The organism is Methylocella tundrae (assembly GCF_901905185.1).
GTDB classification, from domain to species: domain Bacteria; phylum Pseudomonadota; class Alphaproteobacteria; order Rhizobiales; family Beijerinckiaceae; genus Methylocapsa; species Methylocapsa tundrae.
In genome coordinates, this window is sequence record NZ_CABFMQ020000078.1 from 66,974 (window position 1) to 82,004 (window position 15,031).

A 15,031-nucleotide genomic window follows, 5' to 3' on the forward strand; every position below is an offset into this window, starting at 1 on the left:
TCAACGTCCTCCCTGTGGTAGGTTGGCGATGCTGAGAAGCAGATTTTGGCTGATGCCTGGCGACGTGATCTGCAGCGCATTGGTTGGGGTGGCCGATGCGCTCGTCGGGTGTTGGGCGTCGTAATTTGCCGTGAACCGCTCGATGAATTTTTGCAAATAGGCCGGTTTCTGCAGATCGCTGATCTTCAACAGGCCGCTGATCGTCTTCGCCTGCTGGTCGATGTTCTGAAACGATATCGACGATGACAGGCCGAACGCCGTTTCCACCACGTTGAGCAGCGTTTTGTCGCCGAGAATACTGTAGGCGCTCGTGATATTTGGCGCCATGCGTTGAAAATAGAGCGCCATCTGTGCGCCGGGGCTCGTTTTGCCGACATTGGTCTCGAGCGCCTGTTCGACATAATCGTTGATGGTCGTCTTTTGAACGGAGGCCGAGCTCGTCGTCTGCGCGCCATTCGCCGCGAAATTGAAGGCGGTGGCGAGCGCCTTGTAACGGGGATCGTTCAACGTGTTGGCGAGGCTTTTAGGGTTGGCGACGCCGCCTGTCAGAACCTTGCGAATGAGCCCTTTTGCATAGCTCATGTCGCTGAGGCCGAAGGCCTTCATGACATAGGTGTAGAGCTTATCGTTTTTCAAAAGGTCGTCGACCGATTTGACCTTACCGATATTAGCCTGAAAATATTGGGTTTCTCTTTGTACGGTCGGGTCGGTTGCGGTGGTCGCCAGGGTTTTCGAGTAACTCCTGGTGAGCATCGTATAGTAGATTGTGGACGTCAGCATGCCTTTGGGTCCCCGCAACGCTGGACGCAGTCTTTCCCCACCGCCTTGCGCGGACCTGACCGGCGCCTGCTTTCGCCGTTCATCGTGGCAGGCGGCGGTATACGAAGCCCATCCGGTTTGCCGCGTGTTTTATCGAATGGGCCGGCGGTTGCGGCTTTACGGGGGAAAGCGCGGCGACTATGTCAGCGGAGCGCAGCCGACCGGCTCGGCCTCATGAGATCGACCTGGACGGACGACGCGCATAAACCGGCGACCCGCTCGAAGACAGGATATGGAAATGCCCTTCGTCAATATCAAAATCGCCCGCGATGGCGCGACGCGCGAACAGAAGGCCGCCCTGATCCAGGGGATGACTGACGTGCTGGTCAAAGTCCTCAATAAATCGCCCAACGGGACCTTCGTCGTCATCGACGAGGTCGATCTTGAAAATTGGGGCGTCGGCGGCCTGCCGCTCGATGAATTCCGGCGCCGGGCCGCCGCCAAAGGCTCATAAGAGCTTCAACCGAATCTCAATTCGAGGTTCGGCCGCCGCGTGATCTACGCCGCCGGCAACGCCGGCGAGAGGCGAGACCCTGTTATGAAATCATCAGTTCCACGCTTGCCGCTGATCGTCCTCGCGGCGAGCTTCGGCTTCGTCGTCGTCCAGTTGGACGTCACCATCGTCAATGTGGCTCTCGTCTCGATCGGGCGCGATTTGCATGCGCCGGTGTCAGACCTCCAATGGATCGTCGACGCCTATACCCTGCTTTTCGCGGCCTTTCTGCTCTCGGCCGGAGCGCTCGGCGACCGGACGGGGCCAAAGCGCGCCTTTCTCGCCGGATTTGCGCTATTCGCCGCCGCCTCCGCCGCGTGCGGGCTTGCTGGCGACAGCGGCATGCTGATCGCCGCCCGCGCCGTCCAGGGGGCGGCCGCCGCCCTTCTCGTGCCGCCGTCTCTCGCTCTCCTCGCCCACGCCTGCGGCGACGATGCGCGGACGCGGGCGCGAGCGGTCGGTTGGTGGACGGCGGCTGGCGGCGTCTCGATTGCGGCCGGTCCGGTCGTCGGCGGCCTTCTCATCGGGACGCTCGGGTGGCGCAGCATCTTCCTCGTCAATCTGCCGCTTTGCGCCATCGGCGCGGCTTTGACCTTCGTCTTCGCGCCCGAAGCGCCGGCGCACAAAAAGCGCCCCGTCGATCTCGCGGGCCAGGCGCTCGCCTTCCTGGCGCTCGCAAGCCTTGTCGGCGCAGTGATCGAGGCGGGGCGCCTTGGCTGGGGCGACAGGCTGCCGCTCGGCCTTCTGGCGGCAGCGGTCGCGGCCGCCGCCGGCTTCCTCGCCGTGGAGGCGCGAGGGCCGCATCCTGTCGTGCCTTTGAGCGTTTTCCGCAACCGTATATTCAGCAGCGCCGTCGTCATTGGAGTGACGCTGAACTTCGCTTATTACGGGATGATCTTCGTGCTCGCGCTGTTTCTGCAGCGCGCCGCCGGCTATTCGACGATCGAAACCGGCCTCGCCTTCCTGCCGCTGACGGCGACGTTCATTGCGTCCAATCTGGCGAGCGGGCCGGCGGTCGAGCGATTCGGCGCGGGCCGGGTGACGGTCGCCGGCGTGCTCATCGCGGCGATGGGCTACGCGGCGACGGGAACCCTATCTGCAGCTTCGCCTTTTATTGCGATGGTTCCCGGGTTCATCCTGATTCCCGCCGGGATGGGCGTGGCGGTGCCGGCCCTGACAAGCGCTTTACTGTCGAGCGTCGATCGCCATTGGTCGGGAACTGCGTCCGGCGTGTTCAACGCGGCGCGGCAGGCCGGCGGCGCGGCGGGAGTGGCGGTATTCGGCGCTCTGGCGGCGGGTGATGGGATGGGGATCGCCGCCGGGCTCAGAGCCGCCTCGGCGGTCGCGGCCGGAGTCCTTCTTTTCGCCGCCCTTATAGGCGCATCGACGTGGCGTCGCGCGTGAGGGCGCCTCACGCCACCGCGCGCTCCGGCATTTCCATCGGGCCGCCATAATAGCTGATGTAGCGCTCCTCGATGTCGGCCAAGGGCATCACGGTGAAGACGTCGACCGTGCCGAACTGGGCGTCGATCACCGCTCCGTCGCCGAACTTCGCGCCGACGCGCAGATAGGCCTTGAGCAACGGCGGCAACGCCGCGACGCCGCGCCTCGGGTCGATCGCTTTCTCGTCAAGAATGTTCATTCTGATTGATCGGTCGCGAACAGGACGCACGCTCCATTCCTGCGGCGCGGAGGCGTGATGGTGCAGGAAGCTGAGCGGCACGGCGAGCGCGCGCGGGTCGACGCCCGGCAGGCTCGCGCAGCCGATCAGAACATCGATGCGGTGGTGCTTCGCATAGCGCCATAATCCACGCCAAAGCAGCTCTATCGCGCGCTTCGATCGGTATTGTGGGTGGACGCAGGAACGCCCAAGCTCGAGGAACCGCTTGTTGGCGTGCCGCGCCAGCAGGGGCGCGATGTCGAATTCCCGCTCGCTGTAGAATCCGTGATGGCGTTCGGCGACGTCCCGTCGCAACAAGCGATAAGTGCCGACGATCTTCGGCTTCGGCCGGCCGAAGCGATTGACGCGATCCATGTCGATGACCAGAAGATGGTCGCAGAAGGCGTCGAAAGGGCAGATGTCCCGCCGCACCAGCGCCGACGCCTGATTGGCGATCGCGTCCCCTTCCTCGTAGAAGACTTCATAGCGCAGGCGTTGCGCCTTTCGAATTTCCTTTTTCGTCGTCGCCAGCCGGATCTCGAAAGGTCCAAAACGGCCAAGGACGGGATCAAGCCCTGCGAGATCGCGGATGAGGCGGCGTGGCTTGATGAAGCGGGCGGGGGACTGTGCGATCTCGCCGAAAGGCGCGCCAAGGGGCCACATGAGCTGTCGAATCTCACCGGGGGAATGTTAAAGAAAAACTTAAAGTGGTGATACGAAGCTTTGATGACGCAAATGATGCTGTTGCAAGGCTCTCTCGACATAATCGCCGGCCAGGCGTTGGCCATTGTCATCAAACTGCAAGTCTGGCGCTGTAGAGTGGCGCCGCTGCATCGCTTGCTCCCGGAGCCACATTGCTCTTTTTTCGCGTTCTCCTAATCGGCGCGACGCTTATTGTGTTTCTTGGCGTCGCCGTTCCTTTGCAATGGATCGCGCTGTATTTGCGCTGGCCCTGGCGCGGGATGATTCCGGTTGCTTTTTGCCGGATCCTGACGCGGCTGTTGCGCGTGAGCGTCTACACGCAGGGAGCGCCCGGCCCGGCGCCCACCCGCCTGCTTGCCGCCAATCACATCTCATGGATCGACATTCTCGCGCTCTACAGCGTCGAGCCCATCTGCTTCCTCGCCAAGCGCGAGGTCGGCGGCTGGCCCCTCATCGGCTTTTTCGCGAAATTGCAGGAGACGGTCTTTGTCGACCGCAACAGGCGCCGCTCCATTCCGGCCGCCAACGCCGCGATGGCGCGGCGCATGCTGGATGGCCGCGCCGCCTTGTTGTTTCCCGAAGGCACGACCGGGGACGGGCTCCTGTTGCGCAAATTTCACAGCTCGCATTTCGCCGCCGCGCGCGATCTTCTCATCGCCGCCAGCGGCATTGACAGCGTCGCCGTGCAGCCGGTGGCGATCTCCTATTCCTCGCCGGCGGCGGCGTGGCTCGGCGAGGATTCGCTCCTGCCCCATGTCTGGGCGGTGCTGAAAGGAGAGCCGATCCGATGCGATCTGATGTTCGGCGAGCCGCTGCGCTACGGGCGCGGGACGAATCGCAAAATCATCGCGCGGGAGGCCGCGGTCAAAATCGCCGCGATGCGGGCAGCCGCGGGGCCCGCGGAAGGCGTTCTGACGCCGGCGCCAACGGCCGAAATGGAGCGACTGGCGGCGCCGTCCTCAATCGTCCCCGTCGCTCTCTGAAAACAGCTGAAACTGCGTTTTCTCGCGCGGCGGCTCGGCAAGCCCGAGGTGGCGGAACGCGTGCCCGGTCAGGATCCGGCCGCGCGGCGTGCGCTGCAAAAAGCCCTGCTGGATGAGATAGGGCTCGATGATGTCCTCGATCGCGTCGCGCGGCTCGGACAATGCCGCCGCGATCGTCTCGATGCCGACGGGGCCGCCGCCGAAGGAGAGCGCGATCGTCGTCAGATAGCGCCGGTCCATCTGGTCGAGGCCGATGCCGTCGACGTCGAGCAGCCGCAGCGCCTTATCGGCGACGGCGCGGGTGATTTCCGGGTCGCCGTCGACCGCCGCGAAATCGCGGACGCGGCGCAGCAGGCGTCCCGCGATGCGCGGCGTTCCGCGCGCGCGCCTTGCGATTTCATTGGCGCCGTCCCCGGACATGGTGATCGAAAGCACCTTCGCGCCGCGTCGCACGATGCGCTCCAGCTCCTCGGCCGTATAATAGTCGAGACGGATCGGAATGCCGAAGCGATCGCGCAGCGGCGTCGTCAGCAGGCCGGCGCGGGTCGTCGCCCCAATGAGCGTGAATTTGGCGAGGTCGATCTTCACCGAACGGGCGCCGGGCCCTTCACCGATGATGAGATCAAGCTGAAAATCCTCCATCGCCGGATAGAGAATTTCCTCGACCGCCGGATTGAGGCGGTGGATTTCATCGATGAAGAGCACGTCGCGTTCTTCGAGGGCGGTCAGCTGGGCGGCGAGATCGCCGGCCTTGGCGATCACCGGCCCCGAGGTCGAGCGAAAGTTGACGCCAAGCTCACGCGCGACGATCTGCGCCAATGTGGTCTTGCCGAGCCCCGGCGGCCCCCAAAAGAGGACGTGATCCAGCGCCTCACGGCGCGCTTTCGCCGCTTCGATGAAAACCTTGAGATTGGCGCGCGCCGCCGCCTGGCCGGTAAAATCGGCAAGGCTCAGCGGCCGCAGCGACAGTTCTGCGTCGTCTTCGTGAGAGTCGGGAGCGACGAGACGGCGGGTACCAACGGCCAAAGACAGCAACCTCTTCTGAATCGCTATCTTATAGCATGATCCCGGGAGGTTGCCGAAATCGCCCGGCGGCTTGGCGGTCGGAGGGGATTCCGGATCCCGCGGAACTTGAAAGGCCCTCTATCGCTTGGCCGGGCTAATCCCACTCCGCTCCGATCGGGAGGCCGCTACCGCAGCAGTGATTTCACCTTGCGCACGCCGTCGACCAGGGCCGGCGGCAACAGATATTTCATCATGTTCGACAATTTCTCGTGCTGAGGCGGTTCGACTGTTTTCGGGAACTGCGTGGTGTGGAAGTCTTCGCCTTCGCCGTCGGACCGGCCATTGCTGTAGAAATAGGCGGCGGCCGATCGGCGCGGACGCCCGTTCGGAGCGTTGACCGGCGTCGGATGCCCGTGCAGACTTTTCGACGATTGGTAGAAAAGAATGGAGCGTCCGAATTCCGGCAGGATCTCGGCGGCGCATTTTTCCGTTGCCGCGTCCCAGAGCTGGAGGCCGCCGCCGTAGGACGGCTGCCAATCCTTGTTGAGATAGGTGATGAACACGAGGCGGTTGTCGAGCCGCGTCACCGCGTGCTGGTTGAAATCGATATGCATGGCGAACTTGCCGCCGGTCGGGATGTCGTGCAGGCCGCCGGCAAAAAGCTCGGGATCGGTGATGAGGCCGTGAATTCCCGTCACCTGCTCAATGAAATCGACAAACCGGCCGGAATGAATTGTGCTGAAGTAGAGTTGGCTTGCATGTCCAAGCCAAGTCTTTGGCGCCGAGCCCCGCTTGAACTCGTTGCTGTTGTCATAGCGGCGCCAATCGTTCCAGTTCAGGCGATCGAAATCCGCATATACCATTTCGAGAAGCCGGGGCGAAAACAGGTTCTCGAAGACAAGATGCGGGAATGGCTTCGCATTGAGGAAAGTCTCGCGCAGAGCCGCGATCCGCTTCGGCGCGAAAAAATCCTGATTCACAATATCGTCGAGAGCGAGCGTCGCGCCATTGATGACGACGTGGTCGCCAGCGGGAGGCGCTTCCGGGATGGCGGATGGGGCGATCGGCGCGAGTGTTGAGGCCTCGGACATGGTCGAACGATCCTTGCGGCGTGGGCTGACGCCAAAAAGCGGCGCGTCGCCCGTTGTGCGTTATGTTGAAAGCGTGGAGTTTAGTCAAAATTGCAATGTGGCGCGTCAGAAATAAATAAAGGAAAACAGGCGCTAAGCCTTAGCCTGAGTTAACGGCATTCCAATGCCCGTCCCTTTGGATGCGTATTTGCCGCGTGGCTCCGCACGACGGGACGGTAATTCAGAACAAACTAACAATAATAGAGATTCATACGGGCAATAAATGATTTAAGTCAAGCTTCGGCGAGTTATTCTGCGGACAAGCAACAAAAATTGATGCTTTTCATGCTCTATTGACGAATACGAAAATTATTCATAGTTCAGTAAAATCGCGCGTTCTCCCCTTTGGCGCGATCAGCTCGTTCAGCAATGGGCGGCGGATTAATTGGCAGGCGCGAATGTCTCGCCGGACAGCTCCCGGCGCGCCTTGTCGAGTTCTTCGGCATATCGTCGCAGCAGATGCGCCTCGGTCAAGATGCCTATGACGCGCCGGTCCGCTGCATTGTCGACGACGGCAAGCGCCTCGCTCTCGCTTTGCTCGAACATTTGCGCGGCGAGTTTGACGTTAAATTGTGGAAGCAGAAACTGCTCGGGCAGGCGCGCGAGCGCCGCCAACTCGGGCTTTGCGCCCTCGGCGCGCGCGCTCACAAGATAGGCGTCGGGGGCGAACACAATTCCGGTGTAGCGGCCAAGAGGGTCGACCGCGACGACCCATTGCGCCGAACCGAGGGGAAACAGTTTGGTGAACTCGTCGATGGCCATGTCGGTTCTGACGAACTGGACATCGGTTCGCATCAATCGGCCGACCGTCAAATCGCGCATCCAGCCGACGTCCTGGGCGCTGCGGATCGATTCGCCGCGCAGATGCAGCCGCCAGGTCGCAAAGGAATAGCCAAATGTTCTGCGCACGATGACAGAGACGAGCGTCGAAGCCGTCAGCATCATCAGGCTCAGCGGAAAATCCTGCGTCGTCTCCAGGGCGAGAAAGCTCATCGTGAGCGGGCCGCCGACGATCGCGACGGCAAGGGCGGCCATGCCGACGATCGAGCTGACCCACCCGTCCGGCGCGAGCGATGGGTCATAGAGCGCGATCGCATCGGAATAGAAGCGGCCCAACAGACCGCCGAGATAAAGCGAAGCGAAGAACAGGCCGCCGCGAAAGCCGGACCCGATAGAGACCGCCGAACCGACCGATTTCAGCGCGATCGTCAGGGCGAGGACGCCGATCGCCGGTGCGGTCTTGTCGAAAAGGTCGACGGTCGCGCTATGGCCGGATGACAGCACATTCGGCGAAACCAGCGCAAGACCCCCGACGATCAGGCCGCCGATCATCGGATGGAGAGGCTGCGGCAGCCGCGTCCAGCGGAACGCGCTCTCGACAAAGGTCACGCCCCGCATGATGGCGACGCCAAAAAAGGCGCAAAGGATTGCGAGCGCCATCAGCATCGCCATGTCCGACTGGGTGAGGTCAATTCCGGGGGGCGGAGTTTTCGCAAAATCGGCGTCGGCGCCGAGCAGGCGCGACGCGAGAACGCCGCCGACCGCCGCCGCCCCGACAGGCGCGAGCCCGAACGGGGTATAGGCGCCGAGAATGAGTTCGAAAGCGTAGAAAGCGCCGGTCAGCGGCGCGCCGAACGCCGCCCCGATCGCGCCGGCCGAGCCGCAGGCGACGAGGGTGCGCAAATCGGCGCGCCGCAAGCCGAACGCGCCGCCGACGAAGGAGGCAAAGCCCGCCCCCAGCTGCGTATAAGCCGCCTCGAGCCCCACCGAAGCGCCAAACCCGTTCGAAACCACCGTCTGCGCTGTGATGACGAGGCTGTCGGAAAGCGACATGCGTCCGCCGCGCAAGGCGTTCGCCTCGATCGGATCGACCGGGCGGTTGGGCCGCCATTTATGAATAAAAATCGCGGTGACGCCCAACAGCAGTCCGCCCGCGACGGGAGCGAGGGCCTGCCAGGGCGATGCGAGCGCCGTCATGGCGCTCAATTGCTCATGTCCGAACAGCGCTCGATGCAGAAAATGCGAAGCGCGCAAAATGCCGGCGGCCAGGAGACCTGCCATTGCCCCGCTGAAAAGCCCGAGAAAGATCAGACTGGTCTCGTCGCGCCGGATCAGCGCGCGCGACTTCTTGGCGATGATCTGAAGCAACGGCGGTTTTGCATGCGCGCCATCGACCTTGGCCATCAGCGATTACACCTTGAACAATGGGGCGCGGAACATGGCGCGCGGCGAACTCCCGCGATCCTAGCAATAAAAACTTATCGCTTCTTGCCGTCTTCCTTCATCGGCCAGCTTGATCATGGCCATAAATCCCGCGCCCATGAGCCAAATCTTGCGCAAGCGGCGCGCCAACGCTATAAGCCGCCTCGCGTCCCTTCCGACACCCCTGGAGGCGTGGGCGCTCATCACTTCTTAAAGGACAGCAACATGGCCGAGACAAAGACTCTCGCGGCCACGGTGCGTAGCGGGATTGGCAAGGGGGCCGCCCGCAGCGTTCGCCGTGAAGGCCGCATTCCAGGCGTCATCTATGGCGGCGGCGATCCCGCCGAGCCGATTGCGCTTGATTATCGCGAACTGAACAAACTGATTTATGCCGGACATTTCCTGACGACGCTGTTCGAAATCGACGTCGACGGAGCAAAGCAGCGCGTGATTCCGCGCGATTATCAGCTTGATCCTGTCAAGGATCAGCCGCTCCATGTCGATTTTCTGCGCCTCAAGCCGGGCGCCAGCCTGCGCGTCGAAGTGCCCGTGCATTTCATCAATCAGGACACCTGCCCCGGCGTCAAGAAGGGCGGCAGCGTCAATATCGTGCGGCACTCGATCGAGATGCGCGTCCCGGCGGATAACATCCCCGAGGCGGTGATCGCTGATCTCGGCGCGCTCGACATCAATGATTCCCTGCATCTGACGGCGCTGCCGCTGCCCGCCGGCTGCAAGCCGACCCTGCGTGATCGCGATTTCACCATCGTGACGATCACGCCGCCGGCGGTCGTGCCGGAAGACGCCGCGGCGGCGGCCGCCGCAACAGCAGCTCCGGCCAAAGGCAAGGCTGGCGCCAAAGCGCCCGCGGCCGCAGCGCCAGCAGCTGCTCCCGCCAAGAAGAAGTAACGCCGACACGGCGATCGACGGCCCGCCTCCGCTCGGAGGCGGGTCTCGTCATGTTGCAGCGTATAGGCTGATCCGAAAACTCCGCGTCTCTTCGCGATCCTGCTGTGGGCGGACGCCATGCTTCTTTTCGTCGGCCTCGGCAATCCCGGCAGGGCCTATGCCGACAACCGCCACAACATCGGCTTCATGGCCATTGCGTCGATCGCGCGGGAAACCTCGGCGCCTGTGTTCCGGACGAAATTCCAGAGCCTTGCGAGCGAGATCAGCCTGGCCGGCGAGCGCGTCACGCTGCTGCTGCCACAGACCTATATGAACGAGTCCGGCCGCGCGGTTGGCGAGGCGGCGCGTTATCTCAAGATCGAGCCGAAAGACATTGTGGTGTTCCACGATGAGCTCGACCTGCCGCCCGGCAAGGTGCGGGTCAAGAGCGGCGGCGGCAACGCCGGCCATAATGGTCTGAAGTCCATCACCGCCCATATCGGCAACGACTATCGCCGCGTGCGCTTGGGGATAGGCCATCCCGGCGATCGCGCGCTCGTGCATAATTATGTGCTGGGCGATTTCGCCAAATCCGAAGCCCCCTGGGTCGAGGCCTTGTGCGGCGCCATCGCCGGCAACGCCGGGCTTTTGGCCAAGGGCGACGACGACGCCTTCCAGACCAGGATTTTCAAGGTCATGGAAGCGGCCGGGTTTGGTAAGGATGGGCCGGGGTAGCGCGTGCCGGGGAGGGTCTGAAAGACCCGTCTTAAAGCATGAACCGCCGCGCCGGCCTCTATGCGCCGTGTGCGCATAAAATCTCATTCAGCGCATGGCGGCAGAAAAGCGCATCCCCGACCTTTGGGACAGGTAAGTTTCCCGAAAAGCGCGCGCTCCTTCAAGACGGAAGGCATTGCGCGACTTGGTGTGCCCTGCCAAAGCTTTGTGACGGTGTGCGGTGCGTGCTTCCGCAGGAGGGAACGCTGGCCAATATCAAAAGCGAAGCAGATTTCGATCTATGGGTTCAAGGCAAGCCACGTGAGGTTTCGGCGACTCTCGCGGCCCGCGCCGCCCTGCGTTCCTTGCCTCTCTTGCAAAGAGCGACGGCCCCGAAAAGGACAGGTAAGGAATTGGTTAATATAGCCCTACCACTTTTCCGGGGTGCGGCTATTTCTTGGGTCATAGCCAAATATGGGCTCGATAACTCTGATCTCAACGCAACTTACGAAGCTTCCTCTGTCGAGGCGGCCATTTCTACGTATAGTGTGATTTCTGCTCATAGCGAAGCTGTCGCTTTGGAGATTTCAGCTGTTGCCGACGCAATTGCTGCCGCACAAGCGGCAGCGCGGGCTACCGACGCCACAGTTTACGCGAGGCGAGCCGTGTTACGGGGGGCTCACGCTGCCACCCAAGCCGGTCGTTTCCATGGGATCATCACCCGTCCAGATCGTGGCGCTTCCTTCCCTGGTGCGTCTGGGGTGGCGCGCCTCCAACAGGCCTCCAGCATTGGCATAGCCGCCGGCCGCATTGCGGAGGCAGACTTTTGGTCTTCTATTTCAACCGATGCTGCTCATATTGACCAGGGCGCGGCGGCTTCAATAATCGCAGGCTCCCCATTGTGGCCGCAAAGCCAACCGGATTGGGTTCCGTTGTTTTGGCAGGACCTAAAGGCGGAGCTTCATGCTTCGAATCAGGACTGGTTTGTATGGACCGCCTGGTATGATGACCGTTTGGCTGGTCATCCCAGGAGCCAGGGCCGCGAACTAATTTATGCGCAGATTGAAAACGCGTTGTGGCGTCAAGGCCCCGCCGAGGTGAACGCCGAGATCGTGCGGCGGATCGAGGCGCTTGAGCCTCCTCCATTGCATGAGCTACTCCGGACCCTTGATGACGCCACGGCTAAAGGCGCATCCGAGGACCTAATGCCACCCCCGCTCCCTGAGCAGGTACCGACAGCTACAACCTTTCGCACCAACTCTGAAGGTCTCATCGACGTTGTTCCAGATCCTCCGTCGCCAGAAGCCGTCACGGACACTCTACAGCGGGAGCTTTACGAGGAGACGCGGTTCAAGGCGGATCGACTGATCCAGCTTGGCCACAATCAACTTGGCGATTTGAGTATTCCTGCTCAACGCTTCCATGACTCTTTGAAAGAGCGCATCGAAAACCTTTCAATCACAACCTCTTGGTCGCGCGGCAATACTCTGCGGAGTCGTCTCAAGGCCCACGACCTTTCGATGGCCAATGTGGAGCCTGATGCAGCTCGACTGCCACCGTTCGTCGCCGAAGCCTTGCGCGACCTCATCCATACCTGGAATGTCTTTATCGTTGGAGATCCGAAAGGGAGCGAGCTTGATGAAGGCCGCCTCGGGCCAGCAGAGTTTGATGCAGCCAAAAAGCAGATCGCGGCTGCTGCGTCGATTGTGGAAGCGGTCAGGCATGCCGATAGTATCGTGACCGCTGCAGCGATAGAGGCCGTGGTTGAACAAAATTCGGCAGGGATTAGTGCTATGCCAGGTATCAATGGAGATCAAGCTATCGACTTGTCTCGAAAGACAACCGGCAACTTCGTAATTCAAATCTTACGTGCGGCTTGTGTGCTCTTAGGCAACGAGTCGTCATTTGCTTGGAAAGAATTACGCGCCGGCGTTTATCGTGCGCCGGGCACAACAGTAGCTACTTTGGCAATCAGTTCCCATTCATCTCAAATTGCTTCTTTTATCGCTCAAAATTCAGAAGCGCTAAAACAGTTTGTAGAAGTCACTTGGCACAACCCTGCATTGGTGGAAATCGTTGGCGCGATAGCGCGAACTTTGAATTAGGAAGGGGTGCAGGGCCGGCTGCGTTCCGGACTTGACATGGCTCGCGTACGACACGATAGCCGTGTCATGAAAATACGTCGCAATCAGCTTGCGGGAAGCCGCCTTCGCCGGGAAGCGCGCAAAGGATGCGGCCCGCGCGATAGCGCCGGGCTTGAGTTTTTCCTGAACGGCCCCGGTTTCTCGGGTCTCGCAGCCGATTTGCCGAAGCGGGCCGCGCTTTATGACCGCCCGACTTCTTCTTTTTCTTCAATGCATGATCTCCGGAAAGTCTGACACTTTCCTAAGGTCACGCTTCAGCACGAGTACCAAAAATGGGTTTCAAATGCGGCATCGTTGGCTTGCCGAATGTCGGCAAGTCGACCCTTTTCAACGCGCTGACGCAGACCGCTGCGGCGCAGGCGGCGAATTATCCGTTCTGCACCATCGAGCCGAACGTCGGCGACGTCGCCGTGCCGGACGAGCGCATCGAGAAACTCGCCAAGATCGCGGGCTCCAAGGAGATCATTCCGACGCGGCTGACCTTCGTCGATATCGCCGGCCTCGTGCGCGGCGCCTCGAAAGGCGAGGGGCTCGGCAATCAGTTTCTCGCCAACATCCGCGAATGCGACGCCATCGCCCATGTCGTGCGCTGTTTTGAGGATACCGACATCACTCATGTCGAGGGCAAGATCGCGCCGGTCGATGATATTGAGACGATCGAGACGGAACTGATGCTGGCCGATCTCGAGAGCCTTGAGCGGCGCGTCATCGCGCTGGAAAAAAAGGCGAAGGGCGCCGACAAGGAGGCCAAGGAAACGCTGGACCTCGTGCAGCGCTGCCTCGCGCTGCTTCGCGAAGGCAAGCCGGCGCGCCTCGTCCAGGTCAAGCCCGAGGAGCGCAAGCTCTTCGATGGCCTGGGGCTTTTGTCCTCAAAGCCTGTGCTTTACGTCTGCAATGTCGAGGAGGCCGCAGCCGATCGCGGCAACGCCTTCTCGCAGGCCGTGGAGGCGCGCGCCAAGGAGGAGGGCGCCGTGGCGGTGACGGTCTCGGCCAAGATCGAGAGCGAGATTGCGGTGCTGCCGGAAGACGAGCAGAAGGATTATCTCGAAGCGGTCGGCCTCAAGGAGCCGGGGCTGAACCGCGTCATCCGCGCCGGCTACGGCCTCCTGCATCTCATCACCTATTTCACCGTAGGTCCCAAGGAGGCCCGCGCCTGGACCATTGAAAAAGGGACCAGGGGGCCGCAGGCCGCGGGCGTCATTCACACCGATTTCGAAAAGGGCTTTATTCGCGCCGAGACAATTGGCTATGCTGACTATGTCGCGAATAACGGGGAAACCGGAGCGCGCGAGGCCGGAAAATTCCGGCTTGAGGGCAAGGACTATGTGGTCGAGGACGGCGATGTGCTGCATTTCCGCTTCGCGAACTGACCGCGCGCGGCCGTGGGGAAGCCGGCCTTGACCGGCTGCCTCGACGATGCGCCCCCGACTTTCGACGCGGATTTTATCCGGCGCCTTGAGGATCTGTTCAAATGGCGGCGCGACGTTCGCCGTTTCAAGACGGACCCGATCGCCATCACGCTGATTGAGGATCTGCTCGAAATCGCCGCGCATTCGCCTTCCGTCGGCAATAGTCAGCCGTGGCGCTTCATCAATGTCGAAAGCGCGGCGCGGCGGCAGGCCGTGATCGCCAATTTCAACGCCTGCAATGCGGCGGCGCTCGAAGCTTATGAAGGCGAGCGCGCGGCGCTCTACGCCCGGCTGAAGCTCGCGGGGCTGCATGAAGCGCCGGTGCATCTTGCCGTATTCTGCGATCACGCGACCGGGGCGGGCATGGGGCTCGGCCGCAAAACCATGCCGGAGATGCTGGATTATTCCGTCGTCGCGGCGGTCCATACTTTTTGGCTGGCGGCGCGCGCGCATGGGCTCGGCGTCGGCTGGGTGTCGATCATCGATCCGCTGGAGCTTGCAAGATCGGTCGACGCGCCGGAGAGCTGGAAGCTGATCGCCTATCTCTGCGTCGGATTTCCCGAGGAAGAGCACGCCGATCCCGAGCTCGAGCGGCGCGGCTGGCAGGCGCATGTGGCGCAGAACGCCAAACTTTATACGCGTTAGAATTTCCGATCGAACGGGTCATTCGATCGATCAGAAATCGCTCCAGATTCAAAAGCTTGAGCATATTCTTGTCGATCAGATCGAACCGATCAGGCCGGAATATGCACTAACTCGTGGCCTTTTTTCTGAACATTCCGGCGATATTGTCGAAGAGCTCTATTTTGACGCCGGCTCTTTTCATGATGAGCGTCTGCTGGGCGACGGAGAGGGTGTTGTTCCAGGCCCAGTAGATGACGA

The 15,031-nt window shown here is 61.7% G+C and carries 14 protein-coding genes; 9 read left to right on the top strand and 5 right to left on the bottom strand.

Annotated features, from left to right (window positions below):
* Complete coding sequence (locus tag MPC4_RS09945; protein ID WP_174512383.1) at window positions 1–780, bottom strand: DUF1217 domain-containing protein; 780 nt, start codon at window positions 778–780, stop codon at window positions 1–3.
* Window positions 781–1,057: 277 nt separating this feature from the next.
* On the opposite strand from MPC4_RS09945, the gene MPC4_RS09950 reads away from it, so the two are divergent.
* Window positions 1,058–1,273, top strand: coding sequence for a tautomerase family protein (locus MPC4_RS09950; protein ID WP_174512384.1), 216 nt, complete (start codon window positions 1,058–1,060; stop codon window positions 1,271–1,273).
* 84 nt (window positions 1,274–1,357) lie between these two features.
* Window positions 1,358–2,716 (top strand): MFS transporter, encoded by a 1,359-nt coding sequence (locus MPC4_RS09955; RefSeq protein ID WP_174512385.1) that lies wholly within the window; start codon window positions 1,358–1,360, stop codon window positions 2,714–2,716.
* 7 nt (window positions 2,717–2,723) lie between these two features.
* Here MPC4_RS09955 and olsB read toward each other — a convergent pair whose 3' ends face one another.
* Entirely contained in the window at window positions 2,724–3,635 is a 912-nt protein-coding gene (olsB, locus tag MPC4_RS09960) for a l-ornithine N(alpha)-acyltransferase (protein ID WP_174512386.1), read from the bottom strand.
* A 191-nt stretch (window positions 3,636–3,826) separates the two neighbouring features.
* Here olsB and MPC4_RS09965 point away from each other — a divergent pair, with 191 nt between their 5' ends.
* Window positions 3,827–4,657 (top strand): lysophospholipid acyltransferase family protein, encoded by an 831-nt coding sequence (locus MPC4_RS09965; protein ID WP_174512387.1) that lies wholly within the window; start codon window positions 3,827–3,829, stop codon window positions 4,655–4,657.
* Here MPC4_RS09965 and ruvB read toward each other — a convergent pair.
* From ruvB to MPC4_RS09980, 3 genes are all read right to left on the bottom strand, one after another.
* Window positions 4,634–5,683, bottom strand: coding sequence for a Holliday junction branch migration DNA helicase RuvB (gene ruvB, locus MPC4_RS09970; protein ID WP_174512388.1), 1,050 nt, complete (start codon window positions 5,681–5,683; stop codon window positions 4,634–4,636). The two genes, MPC4_RS09965 and ruvB, sit on opposite strands and share 24 nt — an antisense overlap.
* Window positions 5,684–5,847: 164 nt before the next feature.
* Complete coding sequence (locus MPC4_RS09975; protein ID WP_174512389.1) at window positions 5,848–6,753, bottom strand: 2OG-Fe(II) oxygenase; 906 nt, start codon at window positions 6,751–6,753, stop codon at window positions 5,848–5,850.
* A gap of 420 nt (window positions 6,754–7,173) precedes the next feature.
* Complete coding sequence (locus MPC4_RS09980) at window positions 7,174–8,976, bottom strand: chloride channel protein (protein WP_174512390.1); 1,803 nt, start codon at window positions 8,974–8,976, stop codon at window positions 7,174–7,176.
* A gap of 243 nt (window positions 8,977–9,219) precedes the next feature.
* Here MPC4_RS09980 and MPC4_RS09985 point away from each other — a divergent pair, with 243 nt between their 5' ends.
* From MPC4_RS09985 to MPC4_RS20925, 6 genes are all read left to right on the top strand, one after another.
* Window positions 9,220–9,903, top strand: coding sequence for a 50S ribosomal protein L25/general stress protein Ctc (locus MPC4_RS09985; RefSeq protein ID WP_174512391.1), 684 nt, complete (start codon window positions 9,220–9,222; stop codon window positions 9,901–9,903).
* Between the two features lie 117 nt (window positions 9,904–10,020).
* Window positions 10,021–10,617 carry an aminoacyl-tRNA hydrolase gene (pth, locus tag MPC4_RS09990; RefSeq protein WP_174512392.1) on the top strand — a complete coding sequence of 199 codons (597 nt, stop codon included), beginning with the start codon at window positions 10,021–10,023 and terminating at the stop codon, window positions 10,615–10,617.
* Window positions 10,618–10,841: 224 nt separating this feature from the next.
* Window positions 10,842–12,701 (top strand): hypothetical protein, encoded by a 1,860-nt coding sequence (locus tag MPC4_RS09995; protein WP_174512393.1) that lies wholly within the window; start codon window positions 10,842–10,844, stop codon window positions 12,699–12,701.
* A 311-nt stretch (window positions 12,702–13,012) separates the two neighbouring features.
* On the top strand, window positions 13,013–14,110 hold the full coding sequence (gene ychF / locus MPC4_RS10000; RefSeq protein ID WP_174512394.1) for a redox-regulated ATPase YchF: 1,098 nt from the start codon (window positions 13,013–13,015) through the stop codon (window positions 14,108–14,110).
* Window positions 14,111–14,137: 27 nt separating this feature from the next.
* A complete protein-coding gene (gene bluB / locus MPC4_RS10005) occupies window positions 14,138–14,794 on the top strand; it encodes a 5,6-dimethylbenzimidazole synthase (RefSeq protein WP_174512395.1) in 657 nt (218 codons plus the stop codon).
* The coding region (locus MPC4_RS20925) for a hypothetical protein (RefSeq protein ID WP_210253623.1) at window positions 14,760–15,031 on the top strand (272 nt) is incomplete at its 3' end. The genes bluB and MPC4_RS20925, both read left to right, overlap by 35 nt.